Below are 26,459 nucleotides of genomic sequence, written 5' to 3' on the forward strand. Positions count from 1 at the left end.
ACGATGACCGACACCGCCCGCGCCCGGCTGGCCGACGCCCGTCTCTACCTCTGCACGGGCGCCCGTAAGGAGCAGGGTGACCTCGCCGAGTTCCTGGACGCGGTCCTGGCGGGCGGTGTCGACATCGTGCAGTTGCGCGACAAGGGCATGGAGGCCGGCGAGGAGCTGGAGCACCTCGCCGTGTTCGCCGATGCCTGCGCCCGGCACGGCAAGCTGCTCGCGGTCAACGACCGGGCGGACGTGGCCCATGCGGCCGGCGCCGACGTGCTCCACCTCGGCCAGGGCGACCTGCCGGTACCCGCCGCCCGCGCGATCCTCGGCCCGGACGTCCTGATCGGCCGCTCCACGCACGCCGGGTCCGAGGCCGCCGCGGCCGCCGTCCAGGACGGGGTGGACTACTTCTGCACCGGCCCCTGCTGGCCCACCCCCACCAAGCCCGGCCGCCACGCCCCCGGCCTCGACCTGGTGCGGTACACCGCCGGCCTGGGCACCGACCGCCCCTGGTTCGCCATCGGCGGCATCGACCTGGGCAACCTCGACCAGGTCCTGGAGGCGGGCGCCCGCCGGGTGGTCGTCGTCCGGGCGCTCACCGACGCCGACGACCCGGGCGCGGCGGCGGCCGAGTTCGCGAAGCGGCTGCGGTCGGCGTAGCGCACCGTCCGGCCCGGCTGTCCGGAAACATGTCCAGTATCCGGACGGGAGGCCGACAAACCGGGCGAATTTCCCGAGCGCGGTTGGGTCACCGTCCGCCCCTGGCTAACCTGCGAGTATGGCCCTAGGAACTGCATCCACCAGGACTGACCGCGCACGCACCGTGCGCGACATGCTCGCCTCCGGCAAAACCACGTACTCGTTCGAGTTCTCGGCGCCGAAGACCCCCAAGGGTGAGCGGAACCTGTGGAGCGCGCTCCGGCGGGTCGAGGCGGTCGCCCCCGACTTCGTCTCCGTGACCTACGGTGCCGGCGGTTCCACCCGCGCGGGCACGGTCAAGGAGACCGAGCAGATCGTCGCCGACACCACGCTCACCCCGGTCGCCCACCTCACCGCGGTCGACCACTCGCTGGCCGAGCTGCGCAACATCATCGGCCAGTACGCGGACGCCGGGATCCGCAACATGCTCGCGGTGCGCGGTGACCCGCCCGGCGACCCGATGGGCGACTGGGTGGCGCATCCGCAGGGCCTGACCTACGCCGCCGAACTCGTCCGGCTGATCAAGGAGTCGGGCGACTTCTGCGTGGGCGTCGCCGCCTTCCCGGAGATGCATCCGCGCTCCGGCGACTGGGACACCGACGTCCGGCACTTCGTCGACAAGTGCCGCGCGGGCGCCGACTACGCCATCACGCAGATGTTCTTCCAGCCCGAGTCCTACCTTCGCCTTCGTGACTCGGTCGCGGCGGCCGGCTGCGAGACGCCGGTGATTCCGGAAATTCTCCCGGTCACCAGTGTGAAGATGCTGGAACGGCTGCCCAAACTCAGCAACGCGGTCTTCCCGGACGTCCTGAAAGAGCGGATCCTCACAGCGAAAGACGATCCGGCGGCGGTACGCTCCATTGGCATCGAATTCGCCACGGAGTTCTGCGCGCGGCTGCTGGCCGAGGGAGTGCCCGGACTGCACTTCATCACGCTCAACAACTCCACGGCAACGCTGGAAATCTACGAAAACCTGGGCCTGCACCATCCCCCGCGGGCCTAGACCGGCCGCACCGGAGTACGACACACTGCGTAGCGGTCACTGGGAGAGGGGCGTACATGGGCTGGACGGTCCTCTACGCAGCGTTCGGCATCGTCGCGCTGTGGTTGCTCGGCGAGGTACTGCTGCAGTACAAGGCGCGGCTGCGCTGGCGGCTGCTCGCCTTCGTCGGCTTCCTCGGAGTCGTCTTCGGTGTCCTGATCCCGTCCGTCATCGTCATCGGCGTGGGCGCGATCGCCTTCGCGGTCGGCCAGACCTACGTCACGCTGTCCTTCCGCCGCGGCTTCGAGGCCGGCTGGGCGGTCAAGCGTCCGGGCACGGAGGGTGACGAAGGCGGCCTGCTCAGGCGCCGTCGCGGCGAGCCGGACGAGGACCCGGGCCTGGAGGCCACCGACCCGGACGCGGCCGACGCCGCCTACGCCGGCCAGCAGGCGGCCTACGCCACGGGCAGCACCCCCGTCTACGGCGACGACGACTACGACCGCGACGACGTCTTCACCCCGAACGCCGCCCGGCCCGGCGAGCAGCCCTCCGCCGCCGAGTCCACGACGGTCTACGAGCCGCAGCCGATGCCCGACGACACCGGCTCCTACGGCGTCTACCGCGACGGCTCCGGCTACGCCGCCGCCGGCGACCAGCAGGCCGCCTACGCCGCCGCCGGCCAGGACCCGTCGTACGCCGCCCAGGGCACCGACCAGAACTACGCGTACGACTACTCCGGCTACGGCCAGCAGCAGTACGGCTATGACACGAGCGGCGGCCAGCAGCAGTACGCCAACTACTCCGACCCGTACATCGGCAACCAGACGTACGGCGGCGCCGGGTACGACCAGTCGTACGGCACCCAGCAGTACGACCAGCAGGGCTACGCCCAGGGGCAGTACGGCACCGGCGGCTACGAGACCCCGGCCGACGGCGTCTGGGTCCCGCAGCAGCGCGCCGACGAGACCTACGGCGGCGAACTCCCGCAGGAGCAGCCGTATCCCTACCAGGGCGACGGGCAGCAGCAGGGCCAGGGTCAGGGCCACCAGGGCAACGGGTACGACGAGCAGTACCGTTTCTGAAGCTTCCCCGCGCCGAGCCCGCCGGCTCACTGCGAGCCGCGGAACTCCGGTCCCTCCACGATCAGTCCGGCCACCAGCGCCCCCGACATGCCCGCGTGCGGCAGCCCGCCGCCGGGGTGGGACCAGCCTCCGGCGGTGAACAGGCCCGGCAGGTCGGTCGTGTTGGACGGGTACAGCAGGTCTCCGGCGGCCGCCGCGAGTGCCGGGGGCGGCACCGCGCCGCCTGCCGCGCCGGTCTCCTCCGCGATGTCCGCCGGGGTGCGCACCTCCTGCCAGAGGATCCGGTCCCGCAGTCCGGGAACGGCCCGCTCGGCGGCGGTGATCATCTGCTCGGTCCGCACGGGATCGGCGCCGGTCCCGGCGGGCACCGTCGAGACCAGCGCGACCGCCTCGTGACCGTTGTCGGGGGTCAGCGCGGGGTCGTCGGGCCGCAGGACGGTGACGGTCCCCGGCGCCGCCGGGCCGGAGCCGAACAGGCCGTCCAGCTCCGCGGACCGGTCCGGCGCGTGCACCACGGTCCGGTGAGCGGTCCCCTCGGGCCGCCCGCCGCGCAGCGCCAGCAGCACCGTCAGCCGGCTCGGCAGCCCTCGCCGGGGCGCCGGCCCGCCCTCGGCGCGCACCGCGAGGCGGCCCAGCGCGTCCGGCGCCATGCCCGCGACCACGAAGTCCGCGTCGACCACCTCACCGCCGGCCAGCTCCACGCCCGCCGCCCGGCCGTCCTTCTCCACGACCCCGGTGACCTCGGCGCCGAACACGAACGCGACCCGCCGCTGCACACACCGCTCGTACACCGCGCGCGCCAACTCCCGTATGCCACCGCGCACATACCAGGTGCCGAAGGCGTGCTCCAGATACGGCAGCACGGCCGCGCTCGCCGGTGCGGTGCGCGGGTCGAGGCCGTAGGCGAGCGCATGGCTCTCCAGGAGCGCGGCGAGGCGCTCGTCGCGCAGCTCCCAGGCGCCGATCTCGGCGAGCGTGCCGGCCCGGCGGGTGCGCAGCAGCTTCTTGTGCGGGACGGACGGGTACGGCTCGCGCTCGGCCAGCACCTGCCAGTTCGGCCACAGCGGCTCCTCCAGGAGGGGGCGCCGGGTGCGGTCCCAGGCCTCGCGGGCCCGCACCAGGAAGTCGCCCCAGCGCTGCCCGGCACCCGACCCGAGCGCCTCGTCCAGGGCGGTGACGACGCCCGCGCGGGACGCGTTCGGCAGCGAGACCGCCGTGCCGTCCGCGAAGACATGCCGGGCCGACGGGTCGACCTGGACCAGCTCGACGCAGTCCTCCAGCGGCTCCTTGCCGGTCTTGACGAACAGGTCGCGGTACACGGCGGGCAGCGGCAGCAGCCCGGGGCCGGTGTCGAAGGCGAACCCGTCGCGCTCGAAGCGGCGCAGCGCACCGCCGTACGTCTCCGTACGCTCGTACACCGTCACCCGGTGGCCCGCGACGGCCAGCCGGGCGGCCGCCGCCATGGCGCCCGTCCCGGCGCCGATCACCGCAATCCGTCCCATGCCCGCGACTTTATCGACCGCCACCGACAGTCCCGTCCGGCGGGCCGTCAGCCCGGTGGCCGGCCCGGGTGCGCCGCCAGCCGCCGTTCCTCCCGGCGCTGGGCGCGGCGGCGCCAGAACCGCCGGATCCGGGAGACCAGGAACACCAGCACGATCAGTCCGGTGGCCAGCAGCACCGCCGCGATGATCGCCGCCGCCAGCGGGTGGAACATGGCGAACGACACGATGCCGGCGACCCCGAGATCCTCCGCGAAGCTCAGCACGATGTTGCTGAACGGCTCCGGGGAGGTGTTGACCGCCATCCGGGTGCCGGCCTTGACGCTGTGGCTGGCCAGCGCCGTCGAACCGCCGACCAGCCCGGCCACCACGTCGTTGAGCGAGCCGCTCTGCCCGGCGAGCAGCGCGCCGACCCAGGCGCCCGCGAGCGGGCGGACCACGGTGTGCACGGAGTCCCACACCGAGTCGACGTACGGGATCTTGTCCGCGACCGCCTCGCACAGGAACAGCACGCCCGCGACGATCAGCACCTCGGGGCGCTGCAGTGTCTCGGGGACATCGTCGCTCAGACCGGTGGCGCCGAAGAAGCCGAGCAGCAGCACCACCGCGTAGGCGTTGATTCCGCTGGCCCAGCCGCTGGTGAAGACCAAGGGGAGTACCGACACGGACGCGATCGTAACCAGTCGGCGGCGCCGCGTGGTGGGCGTGCGTGCGCAGACCTGAGTACGTGTACCTAGGGAGCGAGTTGAGTACGCGCGCGGATGGGCCGCGACCTGCGTGAACGAGAGAGTGGAGACACGGGAAGGGGCGCGCGGCCCGGCACCGCCGACACGGGGCGGCGGAACGACCGAGGCGCCCTCGACCGCTCCTTCCGCCGATGCACGTCGGCGGAAGCGAGACACGGGGGAGAGGGGACCCGGGGGAACGACCGGAAACCGGGGGAGTACGGGGGAGCACGGAAGGCGCCGGTCCTACGGTGGCCCGCGGGGGACGCGGCCACCGGAGGGCCGGCGCCTTCGCACATCCGGCTCAGCCCTTCCCGCTCACCCGTCCCTGCAGCAGCCGCGACAGGGCCGCGTGGACGTCGTCCAGGGAGCGCTCCGGCTGGAAGGACTTCCAGTCCAGGGCCGCCACCAGCACCATCCCCACCAGTGCGGCCGCCGTCAGCTGGACGTCGATCTCGTCGCTGAACTCGCCGTTCTCCACGCCCTCGCGCAGCACGCCCTCGACGACCGCGACGGCCTGCTGCCGGACCACCATGAGCGTGGACTGCCAGGCCCGGTTGGTGCGCCACAGCTCGGCCACGTAGAGCTGGGTGAAGGCCGGGTAGCGGTCGATGAAGACGAGGCCCGCGCGGACCATCGCGTCCAGGGCGTCGACCCGGCTGCCGCCCTCCCGCGCGGTCTGCTCGGCGGCGTCCCGCAGGGACGCGGTGAGGAGGCCCACGCCGTGCCGCAGCAGCTCCTCGAAGAGGACCGACTTGCTCGCGAAGTTGTAGTAGACCGTGCCCTTCGCGACCCCGGCCCGTTCGGCGATCTCGTCCACCGTGGTGGCGGAGAACCCCTGCTCGGCGATGAGGGTGACGGCTGCCTCGTAGAGCTTCTGCCGGGTGGCCTCTCGGCGCGTGCCGCCGCCCGTGGTGCTGCTGCTTTCCATGGTCCTGATTCTCACAGGAACGGTGGCCCGCGCGGGCACGGAAGGGGAGGTCATGCAGGCCTCACAGGCTCAGTTCAGGATGCAGCCGGTCCAGCGTCCACACCTGGCGGCGCCGGGCCGACAGCGCGGTGAGCGCCAGGGCACCCGCCGTGAACGCCGTCAGGACCGCGCAGGCCTGCCACACCGGGCCCAGGCCGCCGCCCGTGATCAGCCTCCTGAGCGCCGCCACGACGTAGCTCATCGGCAGGAACGGGTGGATCGCGTTGAAGAAGCCCGGACTGGTCTGCACCGGATAGGTGCCGCCCGCCGAGGTCAGCTGGAGCATCAGCAGGGCGAGGACGAGGATCCGCCCCGCCGCCCCGAAGCGCGCGTTCAGCCACTGCACGAGCGCCGCGAAGCACGCCGTCACCAGGAACAGGAAGCCGACCGTGCCGGCCGCGCGGGCCATCTGCAGCCCGATCGCCCAGTGCAGTACGGCCATCAGGGCGGCCGTCTGCAGCACCCCGACCGCGACCACCGGCAGCCAGCCCGCCAGCGCGATCCGCCAGGCCGCCGAACCGGCCGCCAGGGCGCGCCGGTTGAGCGGCTGGATCAGCATGTAGGCCACCATCGCGCCGACCCACAGGGACAGCGGGATGAAGTACGGGGCGAACCCGGTGCCGTAGTTGGGCGCCTTGTGCAGGTCCCGGGAGGCCAGCTGGACCGGGTCGGCCATGACTCCGGTGCGCCGCTCGCGGTCCTTCGTGCCGTAGTCGGGGATCTTGTCGGCGCCGTCGTGCAGACCGCCCGCCAGCCGGCCCGAGCCGTCGACGAGCTTGTACATCCCGCCGCTGAGGTCGTAGGCGCCGGTCCTGAGCTTCCCGACGCCCGTGTCGAGGCCCGTCGCGCCGGTGCCGGCCGTGCCGAGGCCGGTGTGCAGCTTCGCGGCGCCCGCGGCGACCCGGGCCGCGCCGTCGTTCAGCTTGTCGATCTTCTTGACGGCGTCGGCGACGTCCTCGGACAGGTGCGGGGCGCGGTCGGCGAGGGCCCGGGCCTGCTGCTGGAGGGTGGCGAGGTTGCCGTCGAGCGTCTTCAGGTCGCCGTTCTGGTCGGCGATCAGCGTGTCGAGGTCGTCGGCGACGGCCGCCACGTCGTCGGCCGCGTCCCTGGCCTTCTTCAGGTCGGGGCAGACCGGGTCGGTCAGCAGGTCCGCCGAGCAGCGCGCGCGGTAGACCTCGTCCAGCGTGTCGGCCGCGGTGTGGGCGGTCTTCGCCGCCGCCGGGGCGGCCTTCACCAGGACGCCCAGGTTGTCGCGGACGGTCTGCGCCGAGTCGGCGACCAGCCGCGCGGTGTCGCCGATGGTCTTCTCGTTCTTCTCCAGATACGGGCCGACCTCGCCGTAGACGGCGTCGACCTTGTCCGCGAGCTCCTGGGTGCCGTCCGCGACCTGCCGCGAACCGTCCGCGAGCGTCCCGGCGCCCGCGTCCAGCTTCTTGATGCCCTTGGCGAGCTTCGCGCTGCCGGTCTTGGCGTCCTTCAGCCCGTCCGCGAGGTCCTTCGACCCCTTCTCGGCCTTCCCGATGCCACCGGTGAGCGTGTCGGCGCCCTCGGCGGCCTTCACGGTCTGCCCGTGGATGTCGGAGAACGAGATGAAGATCCGGTCCAGGAAGGACCGGGACGCCTTGGTGGACGCGGCCGAACGCACCTCGTTGAAGACCGTCCGGGAGATCTGCCCGACGATGTAGTTGTTCGCGTCGTTCGTGCGCACCTGGAGCGCGCCGGTCTCGGGAGAGTCGCCCGCGCTGGAGGCGATGCGCTCACTGAAGTCGGCGGGCATGGTCAGCGACAGGTAGTAGGTGCCGTTCTCGACGCCCCGCCGGGCCTCGGCGGCGCTCACCTCGTGCCAGTCGAAGGTGTCGCTGTCGCGCAGCCCGGTGACGATGTCGTCGCCGGCGCTGATCTTCCTGCCGCTCGCGGTCGCCTCCCGGTCGTCGTTGACGAGTGCCACGGGGATGCGGTCCAACCGGCCGTACGGATCCCAGAACGACCACAGGTACAGCGCCCCGTACAGCAGCGGCAGCACCAGCAGGGCCACCAGGGCCGCGCGCGGCAGCTTCCCCCGTCCGAAGCGCCTGAGCTCAAGCGCGGCCAGTCGCGGCGAGCGCATCGCCGGCCTCCTTCTTCTCCGGTGCGTCGGGTGTCTCAAGTGCCTCGGCTGCCTCGGCGCTGCCGGTGTGTACCACGACGGCCCCCGCCATCGCCTCCCCGCACACCGCCACCACCGTTGTCCCGGACGCGGCGATCGACGCCAACAGCGCCCGCACCTCGTCCCGTTCGGCCTCCGACAACTTCAGGTCCGCGTCGTCCACGGCCAGCAGCCGGGGCTTTCCGGTCATGGCCAGCGCCACGGACAGCCGCAGCGCCTCGATCCGCTCCAGATCCCGCACGGCGGTCCGGGTGCCCTTCGGCAGCGACTCCGGGTCGAGCCCGGCGGCGGCCAGGGCGTCGTCGACGAGCTGCCGTGCCCGCGCGCCCCGGTCGGCGCGCGGCCTCACCAGGTCGCGCAGGGAGTCGCCGAACCGGCGCTGCAGCAGGGCCCGTTCGCGCAGATGTTCGCCGACGGTCAGGGCGGGTTCGAGGTCGGTGACCCCGGCGACGTTGGCCACCGCGCTGATCCGGCGTACGGCCGCCAGCTGCTTGGGCAGCCGGGCGGTGCCGACGCGCGCGGTGCCTTCGGTGGCCTTCATCCGGCCGGTGAGCGCGAGCAGCAGACAGGTGCGGCCGGAGCCGGACGGCCCCTCCACCGCGATCAGCGCGCCGGGCCCGGCGTCCAGGGAGATCCCCTGGAACGCCCAGCCCCGCGGGCCCCTGAGCCCCAGGCCCTCGGCCGTGACAGGTACGCCGTGCACTGGTCCCCCTCTTCCACGTCCGCCCCGTTTTTGAACTGACTGGTCAGTGCAAAAACTAGCCCGAACTTCCGATCGAAGCAAAAGCCCAGGTCAGAACGGATTGTCAGTGGCATACCGCACGATGGGCACATACGGCACCCCGTGTGAGGGAGCCGTCACCCAGACGACAGGAGGATCGTCATGGCCAACTCGTCAGCGGCCGCCGCCCACCGGCGCCGCGCCACCGGCCCTGCCCCCTCACTGACCGGCCCGGCGAGCGACGTGCACCCCGTGCTCCGCCGGGCCACGGCCCCGCCCGCCGCCCTCGACCTGCTCACCCAGGCCCGTGCCGCCCTCGACGAGGCCGAGCTGCTCGACACTCCGAACGAGCGCTACGCGACCGCCCACCTGGCCGCCCTGCGCACCGCGGCCGCCGTGCTCGCCGCCCGTGCCCGCCCCGAGACCTCGCCCCGGCGCCGGGCCCGCATTCGCAGCGCCTGGGAGGTGCTCCCCGAGGTCACACCCGAGCTGACCGAGTGGAGCGCCCTGTTCGCCTCCGGCGCCGGCCGCCGGGCCCGCGCCGTGGCGGGCATCCAGGGCGCAGCCACCCGCCGCGACGCCGACGACCTGATACGCGACGTCGCGATGTTCCTGCGCATCGTCGAGCGGATGCTCGTCCTCCAGCCGGTGCTGCCGCAACCGCGCCGCCAGGACGGCGAGCGGCAGCCGGACGGCGACCCCGGAAGAGGGCTGCCCGACGCGGGATGACCGGGAGGGGGGATCCCGGAGGTGCGAGAACAGGGAGGGGAGATCCCGGACGCGCGGGGGACCGGGCGAGGCGGCGGAGGCAATAGGGTGGAGAACGCCTGAAGCCTCCCTTCCTCCCGCACCCGGGCCGGGGGAGGCACCGAGTTCGCGCCGCCGGGCAACAGGCGGTGCCGCGCCGAGGAGTCAACTGCCGTGCCGGACCCCACACGACCCCGCGCCTCTCTCCGTACCGCCGTGGTCTGGGAGGTCCTCCAGGACGCTCTGGACCGCCGGGTCAAGGCCACCGGCAGGGACGCGTTGGACGTCCTCGACACCGGCGGCGGCAGCGGCAACTTCGCCGTCCCCCTCGCCCGCCTCGGCCACCGCGTCACCGTCGTCGACCCCAGCCCGAACGCGCTGTTCGCGCTGGAGCGCCGCGCTGCCGAGGCCGGCGTGGCCGACCGGGTCAAGGGCGTCCAGGGCGACGTCCTCGGCCTGTTCGACGTGGTCGAGCGCGGCAGCCACGACGTGGTGCTGTGCCACGGCGTCCTGGAGTACGTCGACGACCCGGCCGAGGGGGTACGCAACACGGTGGCCGCCCTGCGCCCCGAGGGCGTCCTCAGCCTGCTCGCCGCCGGGCTCGGCGGAGCCGTGATCGCCCGCGCCCTCGCCGGGCACTTCACGGAGGCCAGGCAGGCCCTCGCCGACCCCGACGGCCGCTGGGGCAGCGGCGACCCCATGCCGCGCCGCTTCACCGCCGAGCAGCTCACCGGCCTGGTCGAGGGCGCGGGCCTGGCCGTCGCCGCCGTGCACGGGGTACGGGTCTTCGCCGACCTGGTGCCCGGCGTCCTCGTGGACACCGAACCCGGCGCCCTCGACGCCCTGCTCAAGCTGGAGGCCGCCGCGGCCGAGCTGCCCGCGTTCCATGCCGTCGCCACCCAGTTGCATGTGCTCGGCGAGACCGCGGGTGCCGCCGGGGCCTGAGATTCTCCTGGGACGAGCCCGCTGATCAGGGGCTCGACAGCGGATGGAGTACGCCACAGGCCCCCCGATCGAGGGGTTTGCGCCGTATGATCGAGGGAGACCGCCCGGCATGACGGACCGGCCGCTGGGGAATGGAAGCTTCAGCGAGTCGGAACGGCCATGGCGGGTTCCGGTTGGCCAATTGGCCTAGAGGGGCGGGTTTCACGGGGGCGATTCCCTGCCTATCCTGAAGGGACCCCCCGGGTCGCCCCGGCGACTGCACGATGAGGAGGACGCCGTGCCGCTCTCGGAGCACGAGCAGCGAATGCTTGAGCAGATGGAGCGAGCGCTGTACGCCGAAGACCCCAAGTTCGCGACAGCGCTTGAGGGAAGCGGCCTGCGGACGTACACCCGGCGACGGGTCTACCAGGCGGTGGCCGGCTTCCTCGTGGGTATCGCGCTCCTCATCGCCGGAATGGTCACGCTGCAGATCTGGGTCAGCGTGGTGGGCTTCCTCGTCATGCTGGGCTGCGCGGTACTCGCCGTCACCGGCTGGCGCAAGGCACCCAAGCCCGGTGAGCAGCCCGCGGGAGGCCCGCAGGCCCGTCGTCAGAGCCGGCCGAAGCGCTCCGTGATGGACCGCATCGAGGAGCGCTGGCAGCGCCGCCGCGACGAACAGGGCCACTGACGGCTCCGCCGAACAGAGCGTGACCGAGGGGTGACCGCCACCGGGCGGTCACCCCTCGGTCGTTGCCCAACACGTGATGCGTGATGATCGGCTGCCGTCGGGCCGGTCGGCCCGACGGCAGCCCTCCTCCGTCAGCCTCGCTGCCCCGACGGCCTGCGCGGGGCCGGCCGGGCCGCTGCCGCGCGCTCCCGCAGCCGGGCCCACCCGGCCGAGGCCGCCCACACCATGCGCACCAGCGACCGCGGGGCGAGCGTCGCCCTGAGGAAGACCGGGGTGCCGACCGTGGCCCCCAGCGTGGTCGCCACCCGGCGGACGTCGTCGGCGAGCCCGGCCGTCGGCTGTGGCCGCGGCGCGTACAGCACCTGCTCGACCGCGTCCGCCACCCGGTGCACCGAGGCTTCCGTGACCGGGTCGAGGTGCCCGAGCCGGACGATCCGTGCGGCCGCGTTGCGCGGGGTCAGCGACTCGTCCGGCAGGATGCCGAAGTCCCAGGCCGTGTCGATCAGTTCCTGCCAGACCGCCAGTGCGTGCGCCGCCACGCCCTCCGGGGTACGGGCGTACCCGCCGAGCCGTCTCGCGCGCAGCATGCGCCGCCACAGCATCGGCGTCAGGGGCAGCGTCAGCACGGCGAGGGCGGCGACCACCAGCAACGGCAACGTCAGCCACCGCAGCAGCCGCCCCCACCAGTTGTCGTCACCGCGTGCCGCCGCGGTGGCCGACGACGGGCTCGCGCAGGCGTCCTGCCGGCGCAGCTGGGGCGTGCAGCTCGCGCTCTCCGAGGCCGAGGCCGACGGTGCCGCCGAGGCACCCTTGGACGGCAGCGCCTCGTTCGGCACGGAGGAGCCGGGGGTGTCCGACACCGTGTACGACGGGGTCGTGCCCCGGGTGGGGGTCGGCTCGAAGCGGGTCCAGCCCACGCCCTCGAAGTACAGCTCCGGCCAGGCGTGCGCGTCCTTCAGGCCCACCGAGACCGTGCCGTCGGCCTGCGGGGTGCCGGGCGCGAAGCCCACCGCGACCCGGGCCGGGATGCCCAGCGTGCGGGCCATCGCGGCCATCGCGAAGGAGAAGTGCACACAGAAGCCGCGCTTCTGCTTCAGGAAGTTCGCGATCGCGCCCTCGCCCCGGCCGACCTGCACCTGGGTGTCGTACTGGAAGCCGCCGGTCACCGCGAAGTAGTCCTGGAGCTTGACCGCCTCCTCGTAGTGGTTCGCCGAGCCCGCGGTGACCTCCTTCGCCGTCTGCGCCACCACCGAGGGCAGCGAGGAGGGCACCTTGGTGTAGTCCCGCTTCATGGCCGCCGTCGGCTCCGGCGCCGCGGCCAGCTGCTCCGCCGTCGGCCGCACGTCCAGGCTGGTGACCTGGTAGGTCTCACCGCGGGTGTTCTGCCCGTGGTCGCCGACGAGGGTCATCCCGACCGGCTCGTAGCGCCAGGTGCCGGCCACCTTCACCCCGCTCGGCGGGTACGGCATCGGCAGCCAGTCCTGGGCGTACCAGTCGGCGGCCGAGATCGTCGTGCGCACCGTGGTCCGCTTGATGTCGCCGCCGAGGCCGGCCGGGGTCGGGAACTTGTCCGGCACGTTCGTGATGTGCCGCTGGGCCGGCTTCCAGGTGGTGCCGTCGAAGTCGTCCAGGGAGACGATCCGCAGATACAGGTCGGAGACGTCGTCGGTGCTGGTCCGCACGGACAGCACCTGACGGTCCTCGTCCACGTTGAGGCTGTCCCGCAGCGACACCAGCGGGTTGACCGCGGAGATCGTGCCGCCGTTCCCGTTGCCCACCCCGACCCCGGCCCCGGTGCCGTCCAACAGGCCGCCCTGGATCGACGGCATCGCGAAGGACGGAACCAGCACGGCGACGCCGAGCACGGCGACGCTGATGCGGCCGCCGTAGCGTGCCGGGGCCGCGCCGCTGTCCGGCCCGCCGGGGGTCCGTGACACCCCGCCGAACACCCGGCCCCACTGCGAGAGCCGGTCCCGGCCCTCGGCGAGCAGCAGCATCAGGTAACCGGCCGCCGCGATCAGGAACAGCAGCCATTCGGCGGAGTTGTCGGTCAGGCCGGCCGCCACCGAGTACAGCGCGAGCAGCGGCAGCCCGGCCGGGGCCGCGCTGCGGAAGGTCACCGCGAGGGTGTCGACCAGCAGCCCGACGATCAGCACCCCGCCGAGCACCATCAGGCGGATGCCGTCCGTCAGCGGTGCGGGTATCGCGTACTGGCTGACGTCCTCGGAGCCCTGCTGGAGCAGGTCGGCGAAGTACCGGAAGGCGTCCGGGCCGGGGATCAGCCCGAGGATCGCGTGCTCCCGGGCGAAGACCAGGGTCAGCATCAGCAGCGTGACCAGGGCCTGCGCGGCCACGGTCAGCGACCGGGCCAGCGGCACCCGTCGGGCCGCCGCGCCCACGCCGGTCTGGATCGCCACCAGGAACACCGCCTGGAACATCCAGGTCCACGGGGCGACCAGGGGCAGCAGGGCGCAGGACGCCAGCAGCGTCGCGGCCGCCGCGGTGAGGGCCAGCCGGGCTCGTCCGCTCATCGCCGTGTCTCCCCGCCCGCCGCGGCCATCGAGGTGCGCTCCCGGCCGGCCTGCCGCCACAGCTCGGTCAGCGAGGCGCCGCGCTCCACGCCGAGCACCGTCCAGCCGGCCTCACGCAGCATCCGCAGCCGCTCCTCGTGCGGGTTGCCCGGCGCGGGCACGTCGGTGGGCTCCCGCACCCAGGTGTCCGGGTCCAGCACGAACGCCACGGCACCGCCGCTGCGCTGGCGCATCTTCGCGGCCACCGCCGCCTGCTCCTCGTCGAGATCGCCCAGGAAGGCCACCAGCAGCCCCTCGTTCCCGCCGCGCAGCACGTCGTAGGCCCGGGACAGGCCGGTGCCGTCCGAGTGGTCGATCACGGCGAGGGTGTCCATCATCAGCCCGGCCGCGTCCGCCGACTCCTGGCCGGAGCCGGTGAAACCGTCGGCGCCCTCGCCGGGCACCGAACTGCCGGAGTCCGTCAACAGCCGTACCGAGAAGTTGCGTTCGAGCATGTGGACCAGGACCGAGGCGGCGCCGGACACCGCCCATTCGAACGCCGAGTCGGGACCCGCGCCCGCGTAGGCGCCGCCCCGGGTGTCCAGGAGCACCGTGCAGCGGGCGCGCTGCGGCTGCTCCTCGCGGCGCACCATCAGCTCGCCGTAGCGGGCGGTGGAGCGCCAGTGCACCCGGCGCAGGTCGTCGCCGTAGCGGTAGCCGCGCGGGATCACGTCGTCCTCGCCGGCCAGGGCCAGCGAGCGCTGCCGCCCGTCGCCGTATCCCTTCGCCTCGCCGCTGAGCCGGATCGGCGGCAGCGGCTCGACCTTCGGGATGACGGTCAGGGTGTCGAACGTCGAGAAGGAACGGGTCAGTTCGCACATGCCGAACGGGTCGGTCAGGCGCAGCTGGAGCGGGCCCAGCGGATAGCGGCCGCGCAGGTCCGAGCGGACCCGGTAGGACACCTCACGGCGGCCGCCGGGCTCCACCCGGTCCAGGACGAAGCGAGGGCGCGGGCCGAGCACGTAGGGCACCCGGTCCTGGAGCATCAGCAGGCCGGTGGGCAGCCGCGAGACGTTGTCCATCCGCAGATGCACCCGGGCCTCGCTGCCGGCCGACACCCGCGCGGGCGAGAGCCGGCGGCTGCCGGCGACCCGGTAGCGGGTGCGGTAGAGCACGGCCGCGCAGATCAGCGGCAGCACGGCGAGCAGCAGCCCGACCGGGCGCAGGTCCTGCTGGCCGAGTATGTACGCGCAGATCACCGCCGCGACACCGGCCGCCAGGAAGGAGCGGCCGCGGGTGGTCAGCCCGGCCAGGGCCGTGCGGATCCCGCCGGTCTCCCCGCGGTCCGCCTCCGCCGGGGTGCCCATCACAGACTCCGCGGGGGCTGCTGGGGATACGCCGGCACGCCCCGGCCCAGACCGCCGAAGCCGGCCTGCTGCTGGGGGGCCGCCGGTACCGGGGTGGACTGCAGGATCTCCTGGACGACCTGCTCGGAGGTGCGCCGGTTGAGCTGGGCCTGGGCGGTGGGCAGCAGCCGGTGGGCCAGGACCGCCACGGCGAGTGCCTGCACGTCGTCCGGCAGGGCGTACTCCCGGCCGCTCAGGGCGGCGGACGCCTTCGCCGCGCGCAGCAGGTGCAGCGTCGCGCGCGGGGAGGCGCCGAGTCTGAGGTCGGGGTGGGTGCGGGTGGCGGAGACCAGGTCCACCGCGTACCGCCGGACCGGCTCGGCGACGTGGACACCGCGCACGGCGTCGATCAGCTTCACCACGTCATGGGCGTGGGCCACCGGCTGGAGGTCGTCCAGGGGGTTGACCGCGCCGTGGATGTCGAGCATCTGCAACTCGGCCTCCACGCTGGGGTAGCCGACCGAGACCCGGGCCATGAAGCGGTCGCGCTGGGCCTCGGGCAGCGGGTAGGTGCCCTCCATCTCGACCGGGTTCTGCGTCGCCACCACCATGAAGGGGCTGGGCAGTTCATAGGTCTGCCCGTCGATGGTGACCTGCCGCTCCTCCATCGACTCCAGGAGCGCGGACTGGGTCTTCGGCGAGGCGCGGTTGATCTCGTCGCCGATCACGATCTGGGCGAAGATGGCACCCGGTTTGAACTCGAAGTCCCGACGCTGCTGGTCCCAGATGGACACGCCGGTGATGTCCGACGGCAGCAGGTCGGGGGTGAACTGGATACGCCGCACGGTGCAGTCGATGGACCGTGCCAGCGCCTTCGCCAGCATCGTCTTGCCCACGCCCGGGACGTCCTCGATCAGAAGATGTCCCTCGGCGAGCAGCACGGTCAGCGAAAGCCGTACGACCTCGGGCTTGCCCTCGATCACACCCTCCACCGAACTGCGGACCCGCTCCACAGTGGCAGTCAGATCAGTGAGGCTCGCTCGATCGTCATAGGTCGTCACCCGGCCCTCCTCGGCCCGTTATTGCCCGGGCCGGCGCATCGTCTCGCATAACCGGCCCACCCCGAATCACGGACACCACGCGTGAATGGTTCCGCGCGACGTCCCACACCGCATTCTTGCTGCCGTTACCGATTCGTGTCACTCGCCTGTGGACAACTGCCCGCAGTATGTCGGTCTTACGGCCTTTCAGCCGCCTATTCGACAGCGGGCCGACAGCTTTCCGCGAGGGTGATTCGGGGCACGCGTCCCGCTGCGCCGGGCCGGGGGAGGGGGTGGGCGGTCGGTCAGGCCGGGTCGACCTCGCGCAGCAGGCCGGTGCGGACGTCGAAGACGAAACCGCGTACGTCGTCGGCGTGGAGCAGGAACGGCGAGGTGCGCACCCGCTGCATGGACTGACGTACGTCCTGGTCGACGTCGCGGAAGGACTCCACCGCCCAGGCCGGGCGCTGGCCGACCTCCATCTCCAGCTCGGTGCGGAAGTCCTCGGTGAGGGCCTCCAGACCGCAGCCGGTGTGGTGGATGAGGACGATGCTGCGGGTGCCGAGCTTGCGCTGGCTGATGGTGAGGGAGCGGATCACGTCGTCGGTGACCACACCGCCGGCGTTGCGGATGGTGTGGCAGTCGCCGAGCTCCAGACCGAGCGCGGCGTGCAGGTCGAGGCGGGCGTCCATGCAGGCCACGACGGCCACGTGCAGTACAGGCCGGGCGTCCATACCGGGGTCGGTGAAGGCCGCGGCGTACGTGCGGTTGGCGTCGACCAGGCGGTCCGTCACGGTGCCGTCCGTGGTTATGGCGCCTTCGGATCCAGTGGGAACTGCTGCGGAAGTCGTCATAGTCATGACGTTACTGGTCACGGCCGGTCACGGCCTCCTGTGAGAGGGGACAAAGAACGTCATCGTGGCTTGTTGTGAGCTAACCCACACGGAGGGCAAACGGAGGCTGTACGGATGATTCCTTTCCCATTGCCACCCCCGACGCGATGCCGTACGCGACGCGCAGGCCGGTTGATTGACCGCGCGACACGGTGGACTAAAGTGACGCGAAGCGGGAGGCGAGGCTCTCCCCGCTGGTGAAATCCCCTGGAGACCCCGGCACGGCGCCCGGGCCGTCTCCCCACGTGCGCGGCGCGCGTACCGAGCGGGCGGGGACCCGGCGGTGCGTCCCCCGTGCCGGAACTGAGAGGCCCCCTTGAGCCAGAGTCGACACGTCCCGGTGATGCTCCAGCGGTGCCTGGATCTGCTGGCACCTGCCCTGGAGGCGCCCGGAAGCGTGGTCGTCGACTGCACCCTCGGCCTCGGCGGCCACAGCGAGGCGCTGCTGACCCGCTTCCCCGAGGCCCGCCTGGTCGCCCTGGACCGCGACAAGGAGGCCCTGCGCCTGTCCGGCGAGCGGCTCGCCCCCTTCGGCGACCGCGCCACCCTGGTGCACGCCGTCTACGACGAGCTCCCCGACGTACTCGAACGCCTTGGCATCGCGCGCGTGCAGGGCGTGTTGTTCGACCTCGGGGTCTCCTCCATGCAGCTCGACGAGGCCGACCGCGGTTTTGCCTACGCCCAGGACGCGCCCCTGGACATGCGCATGGACCAGACGACCGGCATCAGCGCCGCCGAGGTCCTCAACACCTACCCGGCCGGTGACCTCGTCCGCATCCTCTACGCGTACGGCGAGGAGAAGCAGGCCAAGCGGATCGTCTCGGCGATCGTCCGGGAGCGCGCCAAGGAGCCGTTCACCAACAGCGCCCGGCTCGTCGAGCTGATCCGGGACTCGCTGCCGCAGGCCGCCAAGCGCACCGGCGGCAACCCCGCCAAGCGCACCTTCCAGGCCCTGCGCATCGAGGTCAACGGCGAACTCTCCGTCCTGGAAAGGGCGATCCCGGCCGCCGTGCAGGCTCTCGCGGTCGGCGGACGGATCGCAGTGCTGTCGTACCACTCGCTCGAAGACCGTCTGGTGAAGCAGGTGTTCGCGGCCGGCGCCGCCACCACCGCGCCGCCCGGGCTGCCGGTCGTGCCCGAGCAGTACCAGCCCCGGCTCAAGCTGCTCACGCGCGGTGCCGAACTTCCCACCGAGGAAGAGGTCGTCGAGAACCGCCGCGCCGCTCCGGCGCGTCTTCGTGGGGCCCAGCGGATCAGGGAGTCCATTGAATGAGCCGTGTGAGCGAGGGGACGCTGGGCACCCACCGGAGGACACGTGAGTAGGAAACCCGAGCTGAAGGGGCGGGCCGCCCGGCTCGCCCGGCTCTTTCCGGCCGGCCGTGCCAACCAGGCCGCCCGCACCCCGTTCGTCCTGCTCGTCGTCCTGCTCCTCGGCGGCGGCCTGATCGGCCTGCTGGTGCTGAACTCGGCGCTCAGCGAGGGCTCGTTCAGACTCGACGACCTGCAGAAGCAGACCAAGAACCTCACCGACGAGGAGCAGGCCCTGCAGCGGGACATCGACGCCTACTCCGCCCCCGACGCCCTCCAGCGCCGGGCCCGCGAGCTCGGCATGGTCCCCGGCGGCGACCCGGCCTTCCTCGGCCCCGACGGCACCGTGAAGGGCGTCCCCGGCCCCGCCGCCCTCCGGCAGACCACCGTGCCGCCCGCCCCCGAGGTCATCGGCATGCAGTCCACGGTCGCACCCACCCCGACGCCCACCGCCTCCGCGCCGGTGACGGCCCCCGCGCCGACGCCCACCCCGGCCCTCACGCCCGTGACATCCCCGACCCCGACCCCCGGCAGGTGACGGAAGTGCCCGACACTTCTGGAAACAGGCAGCCGCCGCGCCGCCGTGTGCCCGGCCCCGCCAAGCCGCCGCGCCCCCGGGACCCCAGGGGCACCGTCCGGAGCCGCTCCGGCCCCGGTCCCGGCGCCCGCCCGGTCCGCCGCCCGAGCGCCCCGCGCTCCCCGGCCGCACCCGCCCTGCGGCTGGGCAGCCCCCGCCCCCGGCTGCGCATGGTCGGCCTCGCCCTGACCCTCGTCCTGCTCGTCTTCGTCGGACGCCTCCTCCAGGTCCAGGCCGTCGACGCCAGCGCCTACGCGGCGAAGGCCGAGCTGAACCGGTACGTCGTGCACACCCTGGCCGCCGAGCGCGGCGGGATCACCGACCGCAACGGCGTGGCGCTGGCGATCAGCGAGGACGCGTACGACATCACGGCCGACCCCACGATGTTCACCAGCAAGCAGCTCAAGGTGGACGACGGCCCCGAGCAGGCCGCCGCGCTGCTCGCCCCCATCCTCGGCAAGGACCAGGCCACCCTCGTCAAGCTGCTGCGGCCCGCGAACAAGGACCTGCGCTACGTCCGGCTCGCGACCCGGCAGACCCCGCAGGTCTGGAAGCAGATCAAGGACCTGAAGGCCGCGCTCACCGCGAAGGCCGGGACCGACAACAGCACCGTCAACGTGCTGGCCGGCGTCTTCGCCGACCCCAGCAGCCAGCGCGTGTACCCGAACGGCGACCTGGCCGCCGGGATACTGGGCTGGGTCAACGCCGAGGGCAAGGGCGGCGGCGGGATCGAACAGCAGCTCGACAAGCAGCTGACCGGCAAGGACGGCAAGATCCGCTACGCCCAGTCCGGCGGCCGCGAGGTACCCACCGCGGGCTCCACCGAGACCCCGGCCGTGCCTGGCTCCGACGTCGAGCTCACCATCGACCGCGACATCCAGTGGGCCGCGCAGAACGCCATCACCGAGCAGGTCAAGAAGTCCAAGGCGGACCGCGGCTACGTCGTCGTCCAGGACGCGCGGACCGGGCAGATCCTGGCGATGGCCAACTCGCCCGGCTTCGACCCGAACGACCTGTCGACGGCCGACTCCGCCGACATGGGCAACGCGGCCCTCCAGGACGCCTACGAGCCCGGCTCCACGGCCAAGGTGATGTCCATGGCGGCCGTACTGGAGGAGAACGCCGCCACCCCGCTCACCCACGTGGTGGTGCCCAACCGGCTGCACCGCGGCGACCGGCTCTTCAAGGACGACGTCGACCACGCGACCTGGTACCTCACGCTCAACGGCGTGCTCGCCAAGTCCAGCAACATCGGCACCATCCTCGCCACCGGCCAGCTCGGCAAGACCCAGGAGCAGGCAAACCAGGCCCTCTACTCGTATCTGCGCAAGTTCGGCATCGGCAGCTACTCCGGGCTCGACTTCCCCGGCGAGACCAGGGGCATCCTGGCCGCGCCGAACAAATGGTCGACCTCGCAGCAGTACACGATTCCTTTCGGCCAGGGCTTCTCCATCAACGCCATGCAGGCGGCCTCCGTCTACTCGACGATCGCCAACGGCGGGGTCCGCGTCGACCCGACCCTGGTGCGCGGCACCAAGGGCGCCGACGGCAACTTCACCCCGGCCGCGCAGCCCAAGAAGACCCGCGTGATCAGCGCGAAGACGGCCAAGACCCTGGCCGAGATGCTGGAGTCCGTGGTGGACGACGAACAGGGCACCGGCGCCAAGGCGGCCATCCCCGGCTACAACGTCGCGGGCAAGACCGGCACCGCCAACCGAGTGGATCCGGCCACCGGCAAGTACCGCGGCTACACCTCGTCGTTCGCCGGCTTCGCGCCCGCGGACAACCCCCGCATCACCGTCTACTGCGCCATCCAGAACGCCACCTCCGGCAGCTACTTCGGCGGCCAGATCTGCGGCCCGATCTACAAGCAGGTGATGGAGTTCGCCCTCAAGACCCTCCAGGTCCCGCCGACCGGCGCCAAGGCGGCGAACCTGCCCGTCGACTACAAGCCCTGATCGGCGCCGCAGCGCTCTCGCACAGACCACCAGGAACGAGCCCGTGACAACGATCACCCCCGATCCCGGGAACCACGGCGCCCCGCGCCCCTCACTTCGCTCCCCAGCGGGTGCGCCCGGTACGCTCACCGCCGTGCCACATGCTGATCAGTCCCAAACCACCCAGGAGGGCGCTTCCGTGACATATCCGGGGCCGCCCAGGCCGGTTCAGATCTCCGCCACACCCCTCGCGGAGCTCGCCGACCAGCTGGGTGCCGCCGAGCCGGCCACCGCGAGCAACACCGTCGAGGTCACGGGCATCACCCATGACTCGCGCGCGGTCCGCCCCGGTGACCTGTACGCCGCCCTGCCGGGCGCCCGGCTGCACGGCGCCGACTTCGTCGCCCAGGCCGCCGGCCTCGGCGCGGTCGCCGTGCTGACCGACCCGACGGGCGCCGAGCGCGCCGCCGCGACCGGCCTGCCGGTCCTGGTCGCCGACGACCCGCGGGCGCGGATGGGCGAACTCGCGGCCACCATCTACGGCCGTCCCGGCAGCGGCCTGCTCCAGATCGGCATCACCGGCACGTCCGGCAAGACCACCACGGCCTACCTGGTCGAGGGCGGCCTGAAGTCGACCCGCAACACGGGGCTCATCGGCACGGTCGAGACGCGCATCGGCGACGAGCGCATCAAGTCCGAGCGCACCACCCCCGAGGCCACCGACCTCCAGGCGCTGTTCGCCGTCATGCGCGAGCGCGGCGTCGAGGCGGTCGCCATGGAGGTCTCCAGCCACGCCCTGGTGCTCGGCCGGGTCGACGGCTGCGTCTTCGACATCGCCGTCTTCACCAACCTCAGCCCGGAACACATGGAGTTCCACTCCGACATGGAGGACTACTACCGGGCCAAGGCACAGCTGTTCACCCCGAAACGCAGCAGACGGGGTGTGGTCAACGTCGACGACGAGTACGGCCGCCGGCTCGCCCGGGAGGCCTCCGTCCCGGTCGTCACCTACTCCGCCGAGGGCCACCCCGACGCCGACTGGCGCGCCACCGACGTCCACATCGGCCCGATGGACTCGACGTTCACCGTCGTCGGGCCCGAGGACGTCCGGATCGCCGCCAAGTCGCCGCTGCCGGGCCCCTTCAACGTGGCGAACACCCTCGCCGCGATCGTCGCCCTCGCCGCCGCCGGCCTCGACCCGCAGACCGCCGCCGACGGCATCGCCGCCGTGCCGGGCGTGCCGGGCCGCCTGGAGCGCGTGGACGCCGGCCAGCCCTACCTCGCGGTCGTCGACTACGCCCACAAGACGGACGCCGTCGAGTCGGTCCTGCGGGCCCTGCGCAAGGTCACCAAGGGCCGGCTGCTCATCGTCCTCGGCTGCGGCGGCGACCGCGACCGCACCAAGCGGGCCCCGATGGGCGCCGCCGCGGCCCGGCTCGCCGACACGGCCGTGCTCACCTCCGACAACCCCCGCTCCGAGGACCCCCTCGCCATCCTCGCGACCATGCTCGAAGGCGCCGCCTCGGTGCCCGCCCACGAGCGCGGCGAGGTGCTCCTCTTCGAGGACCGGGCCGCCGCGATCGAAGCCGCCGTCGCCCGCGCGCACCCCGGCGACACGGTGCTGGTCGCCGGCAAGGGCCATGAGCAGGGCCAGGACATCGCCGGCGTGATCCGTCCCTTCGACGACCGCCAGGTGCTTCGCGAAGCTATCCAGAAGACCCAGGGATGAACTTGTGATCGCCCTCTCTCTCGCCGAGATCGCAGAAGTCGTCGGCGGGCAGACGCACGACATACCGGATCCGTCCGTCCAGGTCACCGGGGAGGTCGTCCGGGATTCCCGCGAGGCGGGACCGGGCAGCCTGTTCGCCGCCTTCGTGGGCGAGCGCGTGGACGGCCACGACTTCGCCGCCCAGGTCGTCGGACAGGGCGCGGTCGCCGTACTGGCGTCGCGCCCCGTCGGCGTGCCCGCGATCGTCGTGGACGACGTCCAGAGGGCCCTCGGCGCCCTGGCCCGCCATGTCGTACGACGGCTCGGCGCGACCCTCGTGGCGCTGACCGGCTCGGCCGGCAAGACCAGCACCAAGGACCTCGTCGCCCAGGTGCTGCGCACCAAGGCGCCGACCGTGTTCACGCCCGGCTCGCTCAACAACGAGATCGGGCTGCCGCTGACCGCCCTGTCCGCCACCGAGGAGACGAAGTTCCTGGTGCTGGAGATGGGGGCCCGGGGCATCGGCCACATCCGGTACCTGACGGATCTGACGCCCCCGAAGATCGGCCTGGTCCTCAACGTCGGCACCGCCCACATCGGCGAGTTCGGCGGCCGGGAGCAGATCGCCCAGGCGAAGGGCGAGTTGGTGGAGGCACTGCCGGCCGCCGAGGACGGCGGGGTCGCGATCCTCAACGCCGACGACCCGTTGGTGCGGGCCATGGCCTCCCGTACCAAGGCGAAGGTGGTCCTTTTCGGAGAGTCGGCCGAAGCGGACGTACGGGCCGAGAACGTACGACTCACGGACACGGGACAGCCCGCGTTCAGCCTTCACACACCCTCCGGTGCAAGCGATGTGACCATGCGCCTGTACGGTGAGCACCACGTGTCGAACGCGCTCGCCGCGGCCGCCGTCGCCCATGAGCTGGGCATGTCCGCGGAAGAGATCGCCACCGCGCTCTCCGAGGCGGGCTCCCTCTCCCGCTGGCGTATGGAGGTCACCGAGCGCCCGGACGGCGTGACCATCGTCAACGACGCCTACAACGCCAACCCCGAGTCCATGCGAGCCGCGCTGCGCGCGCTCGCGGCCATGGGCACAGCCTCACAGGCAAGGGGGGGACGTACGTGGGCGGTGCTCGGCAAGATGGCCGAGCTCGGGGACGAGGCGCTCGCCGAGCACGACGCGGTCGGACGGCTCGCCGTCCGGCTCAATGTCGGCAAGCTCGTCGCCGTCGGGGGAGTGGAAGCCTCCTGGCTGCAACTGGGCGCATATAACGAGGGTTCGTGGGGTGAGGAGTCGGTGCACGTGTCCGACGCACAGGCGGCGGTCGACCTGTTGCGCAGCGAGTTGCGCCCGGGGGATGTCGTCCTCGTGAAGGCGTCACGTTCGGTGGGCCTGGAGAGCGTTGCGCAGGCGCTCCTGGAGTCCGGTGCCGAGGGTGTTGATGCCCGATGATGAAGCAGATCCTCTTCTCGGGTGTCATCGGTCTCTTCCTGACGCTGATCGGCACCCCGCTGCTGATCAAGCTCCTCGCCCGCAAGGGCTACGGCCAGTACATCCGTGACGACGGCCCGCGCGAGCACGCCAGCAAGCGCGGTACGCCGACGATGGGCGGTATCGCCTTCATCCTGTCGACGGTCGCCGCCTACTTCCTGTCCAAGGTGATCACCGGTTACACCCCGACCTACTCGGGTGTGCTGGTGCTGGGCCTGATGTGCGGGATGGGCCTGGTCGGCTTCCTGGACGACTACATCAAGATCGTCAAGCGGCGTTCGCTGGGTCTGCGGGCCAAGGCGAAGATGGCCGGCCAGCTGATCGTCGGTATCGCCTTCGCGGTGCTCTCGCTGCAGTTCGCCGACGCCCGCGGCAACACCCCGGCCTCCACCAAGCTGTCGTTCATCACGGACTTCGGCTGGTCCATCGGCCCGGTGCTGTTCGTGGTCTGGGCGCTGTTCATGATCCTGGCGATGTCAAACGGCGTGAACCTGACGGACGGTCTGGACGGTCTGGCCACCGGCGCCTCGGTGCTCGTCTTCGGCGCCTACACGTTCATCGGCGTCTGGCAGTTCCAGGAGTCCTGCGCCAACGCGACGACCCTGACCAACCCCAACGCCTGCTACGAGGTGCGCGATCCGCTGGACCTCGCGGTCATCGCCTCCGCGCTGATGGGTTCCTGCCTCGGCTTCCTGTGGTGGAACACCTCGCCGGCCAAGATCTTCATGGGCGACACCGGTTCGCTGGCGCTCGGCGGTGTCCTCACCGGCCTCGCGATCCTGTCCCGCACGGAAATCCTCGTGGCCATCATGGGCGGTCTGTTCGTCCTCATCACCATGTCGGTCGTCATCCAGGTCGGCTCCTTCAAGCTCACCGGCAAGCGCGTCTTCCGGATGGCACCACTCCAGCATCACTTCGAACTCAAGGGCTGGTCCGAGGTACTTGTGGTGGTCCGCTTCTGGATCATCCAAGGTATCTGTGTGATTGTCGGACTTGGCCTCTTCTATGCGGGATGGGCAGCGGACAAGTGACCTCCTCGGTGTCCCCGGAACTCCAGGGCAAGCACGTCACCGTCGCCGGGCTGGGCGTCTCCGGCGTCCCGGCCGCGAAGGTGCTGCACGCGCGCGGCGCGATCGTCACGGTCGTCAACGACGGCGACGACGCACGCGCGCGTGAACAGGCCGCGGAGCTGGAGGCGCTCGGCATCACCGTGCGCCTCGGCGACGGCGCCACGCTCCCCGAGGGCACCGAGCTGATCGTCACCGCACCCGGCTGGAAGCCGGACAAGCCACTGTTCACGGCGGCCCGCGCGGCCGGCGTCGACATCTGGGGCGACGTCGAGCTGGCCTGGCGGCTGCGGGGCCCCGACGCGACCCCCTGGCTGGCCGTCACCGGCACCAACGGCAAGACCACCACCGTCCAGATGCTGGCGTCGATCCTGAAGGCCGCGGGCCTGCGCACGGCCGCCGTCGGCAACATCGGGGTCTCCCTGCTCGACGCGGTCCTCGGCGACGAGGAGTACGACGTCCTGGCCGTGGAGCTGTCGAGCTACCAGCTGCACTGGGCGCCCTCGCTGCGCGCCCACTCGGCGGCCGTGCTCAACCTCGCCCCGGACCACCTGGACTGGCACGGCTCCATGGAGGCGTACGCCAAGGACAAGGGCCGTATCTACGAGGGCAACCGGGTCGCCTGCGTCTACAACGTCGCCGACAAGCTCACCGAGGAGCTGGTCCGGGAGGCCGACGTCGAGGAGGGGTGCCGGGCCATCGGCTTCACCCTCGGCACCCCGGGGCCGTCCCAACTCGGTGTCGTGGACGGCATCCTGGTCGACCGCGCCTTCGTCGAGAACCGGCACCAGAACGCCCAGGAGCTGGCCGAGGTCTCCGACGTCAACCCGCCGGCCCCGCACAACATCGCCAACGCCCTGGCGGCGGCGGCCCTCGCGCGGGCCTTCGGGGTGCCCCCGACGGCCGTACGGGACGGGCTGCGGGCCTTCACCCCGGACGCCCACCGCATCGCGCACGTCGCCGACGTGGACGGGGTCGCCTATGTCGACGACTCCAAGGCCACCAACACCCACGCGGCGGAAGCCTCGTTGGCGTCATATGAGTCGATCGTATGGATCGCGGGCGGTCTGGCGAAGGGCGCGACCTTCGACGAGCTGGTCGCCAAGTCGGCGAAGCGACTTCGCGGAGTGGTGCTCATCGGCGCCGATCGCGCCCTCATCCGGGACGCCCTCGCGCGACACGCGCCGGAAGTACCCGTCGTCGACCTCGACCGGACCGACACTGGGGCGATGCTCGCGGCGGTCCAGGAGGCCCGGCGGCTGGCGACCGAGGGCGACACGGTGCTCCTCGCCCCCGCCTGTGCCTCCATGGACATGTTCGCCAACTACAACAAGCGCGGTGACGCGTTCGCCCAGGCTGTTCGCGAACTCGGAGCCTGACCCGGCCGCCTGCCGGGCGACCATGGGA

Annotated in this window: 22 protein-coding genes; 13 read left to right on the plus strand and 9 right to left on the minus strand. The window is 72.2% G+C overall.

What is annotated here, in order from left to right; translation table 11 throughout:
* Positions 1-3: 3 nt before the first annotated feature.
* The 3 genes from thiE (at position 4) to ACFZDK_RS08305 (ending at position 2,754) form a co-directional block, all read left to right on the plus strand.
* The gene (gene thiE, locus ACFZDK_RS08295; RefSeq protein WP_390970971.1) at positions 4-651 is read left to right on the plus strand and encodes a thiamine phosphate synthase; all 648 of its coding nucleotides are present in this window, start codon (positions 4-6) and stop codon (positions 649-651) included.
* Positions 652-769: 118 nt separating this feature from the next.
* Positions 770-1,693 carry a methylenetetrahydrofolate reductase [NAD(P)H] gene (gene metF / locus ACFZDK_RS08300; RefSeq protein ID WP_365680325.1) on the plus strand — a complete coding sequence of 308 codons (924 nt, stop codon included), beginning with the start codon at positions 770-772 and terminating at the stop codon, positions 1,691-1,693.
* A gap of 56 nt (positions 1,694-1,749) precedes the next feature.
* Entirely contained in the window at positions 1,750-2,754 is a 1,005-nt protein-coding gene (locus tag ACFZDK_RS08305) for a hypothetical protein (protein ID WP_390970975.1), read from the plus strand.
* Positions 2,755-2,780: 26 nt separating this feature from the next.
* Here the strand turns inward: ACFZDK_RS08305 and ACFZDK_RS08310 are convergent, their stop codons facing one another.
* The 5 genes from ACFZDK_RS08310 to ACFZDK_RS08330 all read right to left on the minus strand — a co-directional run bounded on the left by ACFZDK_RS08310 (position 2,781) and on the right by ACFZDK_RS08330 (position 8,797).
* Positions 2,781-4,256, minus strand: a complete 1,476-nt coding sequence (locus ACFZDK_RS08310; protein ID WP_390970977.1) for an FAD-dependent oxidoreductase — start codon at positions 4,254-4,256, stop codon at positions 2,781-2,783.
* 47 nt (positions 4,257-4,303) lie between these two features.
* The gene (locus ACFZDK_RS08315) at positions 4,304-4,918 is read right to left on the minus strand and encodes a DUF4126 family protein (protein WP_390970980.1); all 615 of its coding nucleotides are present in this window, start codon (positions 4,916-4,918) and stop codon (positions 4,304-4,306) included.
* Positions 4,919-5,282: 364 nt separating this feature from the next.
* A complete protein-coding gene (locus tag ACFZDK_RS08320) occupies positions 5,283-5,909 on the minus strand; it encodes a TetR family transcriptional regulator (RefSeq protein ID WP_390970982.1) in 627 nt (208 codons plus the stop codon).
* Between the two features lie 61 nt (positions 5,910-5,970).
* A complete protein-coding gene (locus ACFZDK_RS08325; protein ID WP_390970984.1) occupies positions 5,971-8,055 on the minus strand; it encodes a YhgE/Pip family protein in 2,085 nt (694 codons plus the stop codon).
* Entirely contained in the window at positions 8,027-8,797 is a 771-nt protein-coding gene (locus tag ACFZDK_RS08330) for an ATP-binding cassette domain-containing protein (RefSeq protein ID WP_390970986.1), read from the minus strand. Before ACFZDK_RS08330 ends, ACFZDK_RS08325 begins: the two co-directional genes overlap by 29 nt.
* 180 nt (positions 8,798-8,977) lie before the next feature.
* Between ACFZDK_RS08330 and ACFZDK_RS08335 the strand changes: the two genes are divergently transcribed.
* The 3 genes from ACFZDK_RS08335 to ACFZDK_RS08345 all read left to right on the plus strand — a co-directional run bounded on the left by ACFZDK_RS08335 (position 8,978) and on the right by ACFZDK_RS08345 (position 11,174).
* A complete protein-coding gene (locus ACFZDK_RS08335; RefSeq protein ID WP_390970987.1) occupies positions 8,978-9,544 on the plus strand; it encodes an SAV_6107 family HEPN domain-containing protein in 567 nt (188 codons plus the stop codon).
* Positions 9,545-9,736: 192 nt separating this feature from the next.
* Positions 9,737-10,507 carry a methyltransferase gene (locus tag ACFZDK_RS08340; protein WP_390970989.1) on the plus strand — a complete coding sequence of 257 codons (771 nt, stop codon included), beginning with the start codon at positions 9,737-9,739 and terminating at the stop codon, positions 10,505-10,507.
* Positions 10,508-10,784: 277 nt separating this feature from the next.
* Positions 10,785-11,174, plus strand: a complete 390-nt coding sequence (locus tag ACFZDK_RS08345) for a DUF3040 domain-containing protein (protein ID WP_390970992.1) — start codon at positions 10,785-10,787, stop codon at positions 11,172-11,174.
* Positions 11,175-11,305: 131 nt separating this feature from the next.
* On the opposite strand, the gene ACFZDK_RS08350 is transcribed toward ACFZDK_RS08345, so the two are convergent.
* The 4 genes from ACFZDK_RS08350 to ACFZDK_RS08365 all read right to left on the minus strand — a co-directional run bounded on the left by ACFZDK_RS08350 (position 11,306) and on the right by ACFZDK_RS08365 (position 16,924).
* Positions 11,306-13,705, minus strand: coding sequence for a transglutaminaseTgpA domain-containing protein (locus tag ACFZDK_RS08350; RefSeq protein WP_390970994.1), 2,400 nt, complete (start codon positions 13,703-13,705; stop codon positions 11,306-11,308).
* Positions 13,702-15,051: a DUF58 domain-containing protein gene (locus ACFZDK_RS08355; protein WP_390970996.1), complete on the minus strand. Its 1,350-nt coding sequence runs from the start codon at positions 15,049-15,051 to the stop codon at positions 13,702-13,704. Before ACFZDK_RS08355 ends, ACFZDK_RS08350 begins: the two co-directional genes overlap by 4 nt.
* A complete protein-coding gene (locus ACFZDK_RS08360) occupies positions 15,051-16,091 on the minus strand; it encodes an AAA family ATPase (protein ID WP_390970998.1) in 1,041 nt (346 codons plus the stop codon). Before ACFZDK_RS08360 ends, ACFZDK_RS08355 begins: the two co-directional genes overlap by 1 nt.
* A gap of 284 nt (positions 16,092-16,375) precedes the next feature.
* Positions 16,376-16,924, minus strand: coding sequence for a carbonic anhydrase (locus ACFZDK_RS08365; RefSeq protein ID WP_390971000.1), 549 nt, complete (start codon positions 16,922-16,924; stop codon positions 16,376-16,378).
* A gap of 355 nt (positions 16,925-17,279) precedes the next feature.
* Between ACFZDK_RS08365 and rsmH the strand changes: the two genes are divergently transcribed.
* The 7 genes from rsmH to murD are packed head-to-tail and all read left to right on the plus strand — an operon-like array spanning position 17,280 to position 26,431.
* Positions 17,280-18,236: a 16S rRNA (cytosine(1402)-N(4))-methyltransferase RsmH gene (rsmH, locus tag ACFZDK_RS08370; protein WP_390971003.1), complete on the plus strand. Its 957-nt coding sequence runs from the start codon at positions 17,280-17,282 to the stop codon at positions 18,234-18,236.
* A gap of 42 nt (positions 18,237-18,278) precedes the next feature.
* Positions 18,279-18,809, plus strand: coding sequence for a septum formation initiator family protein (locus ACFZDK_RS08375; protein ID WP_390971005.1), 531 nt, complete (start codon positions 18,279-18,281; stop codon positions 18,807-18,809).
* A complete protein-coding gene (locus ACFZDK_RS08380; protein WP_390971007.1) occupies positions 18,806-20,806 on the plus strand; it encodes a penicillin-binding transpeptidase domain-containing protein in 2,001 nt (666 codons plus the stop codon). The genes ACFZDK_RS08375 and ACFZDK_RS08380 overlap by 4 nt, the downstream gene beginning before the upstream one ends.
* Before the next feature lie 43 nt (positions 20,807-20,849).
* Entirely contained in the window at positions 20,850-22,514 is a 1,665-nt protein-coding gene (locus tag ACFZDK_RS08385; protein WP_390971009.1) for a UDP-N-acetylmuramoyl-L-alanyl-D-glutamate--2,6-diaminopimelate ligase, read from the plus strand.
* Positions 22,515-22,518: 4 nt separating this feature from the next.
* Positions 22,519-23,946: a UDP-N-acetylmuramoyl-tripeptide--D-alanyl-D-alanine ligase gene (gene murF / locus ACFZDK_RS08390; protein WP_390971011.1), complete on the plus strand. Its 1,428-nt coding sequence runs from the start codon at positions 22,519-22,521 to the stop codon at positions 23,944-23,946.
* A complete protein-coding gene (mraY, locus tag ACFZDK_RS08395; protein ID WP_390971591.1) occupies positions 23,946-25,016 on the plus strand; it encodes a phospho-N-acetylmuramoyl-pentapeptide-transferase in 1,071 nt (356 codons plus the stop codon). The genes murF and mraY overlap by 1 nt, the downstream gene beginning before the upstream one ends.
* Positions 24,998-26,431 (plus strand): UDP-N-acetylmuramoyl-L-alanine--D-glutamate ligase, encoded by a 1,434-nt coding sequence (gene murD, locus ACFZDK_RS08400; RefSeq protein ID WP_390971013.1) that lies wholly within the window; start codon positions 24,998-25,000, stop codon positions 26,429-26,431. Before mraY ends, murD begins: the two co-directional genes overlap by 19 nt.
* Positions 26,432-26,459 lie beyond the last annotated feature (28 nt).

It is taken from the genome of Streptomyces sp. NPDC007901 (assembly GCF_042959465.1).
Taxonomy (GTDB): domain Bacteria; phylum Actinomycetota; class Actinomycetes; order Streptomycetales; family Streptomycetaceae; genus Streptomyces.

Bases quoted from the DNA above. Each gene is read 5' to 3' on its own strand.
- ACFZDK_RS08305 (WP_390970975.1), top strand. From the start codon at position 1,750: ATGGGCTGGACGGTCCTCTACGCAGCGTTCGGCATCGTCGCGCTGTGG.
- ACFZDK_RS08365 (WP_390971000.1), bottom strand. From the start codon at position 16,924: ATGACGACTTCCGCAGCAGTTCCCACTGGATCCGAAGGCGCCATAACC.
- ACFZDK_RS08335 (WP_390970987.1), top strand. From the start codon at position 8,978: ATGGCCAACTCGTCAGCGGCCGCCGCCCACCGGCGCCGCGCCACCGGC.
- mraY (WP_390971591.1), top strand. From the start codon at position 23,946: ATGAAGCAGATCCTCTTCTCGGGTGTCATCGGTCTCTTCCTGACGCTG.
- metF (WP_365680325.1), top strand. From the start codon at position 770: ATGGCCCTAGGAACTGCATCCACCAGGACTGACCGCGCACGCACCGTG.
- murD (WP_390971013.1), top strand. From the start codon at position 24,998: ATGGGCAGCGGACAAGTGACCTCCTCGGTGTCCCCGGAACTCCAGGGC.
- ACFZDK_RS08355 (WP_390970996.1), bottom strand. From the start codon at position 15,051: ATGGGCACCCCGGCGGAGGCGGACCGCGGGGAGACCGGCGGGATCCGC.
- ACFZDK_RS08320 (WP_390970982.1), bottom strand. From the start codon at position 5,909: ATGGAAAGCAGCAGCACCACGGGCGGCGGCACGCGCCGAGAGGCCACC.
- ACFZDK_RS08310 (WP_390970977.1), bottom strand. From the start codon at position 4,256: ATGGGACGGATTGCGGTGATCGGCGCCGGGACGGGCGCCATGGCGGCG.
- ACFZDK_RS08325 (WP_390970984.1), bottom strand. From the start codon at position 8,055: ATGCGCTCGCCGCGACTGGCCGCGCTTGAGCTCAGGCGCTTCGGACGG.
- ACFZDK_RS08350 (WP_390970994.1), bottom strand. From the start codon at position 13,705: ATGAGCGGACGAGCCCGGCTGGCCCTCACCGCGGCGGCCGCGACGCTG.
- thiE (WP_390970971.1), top strand. From the start codon at position 4: ATGACCGACACCGCCCGCGCCCGGCTGGCCGACGCCCGTCTCTACCTC.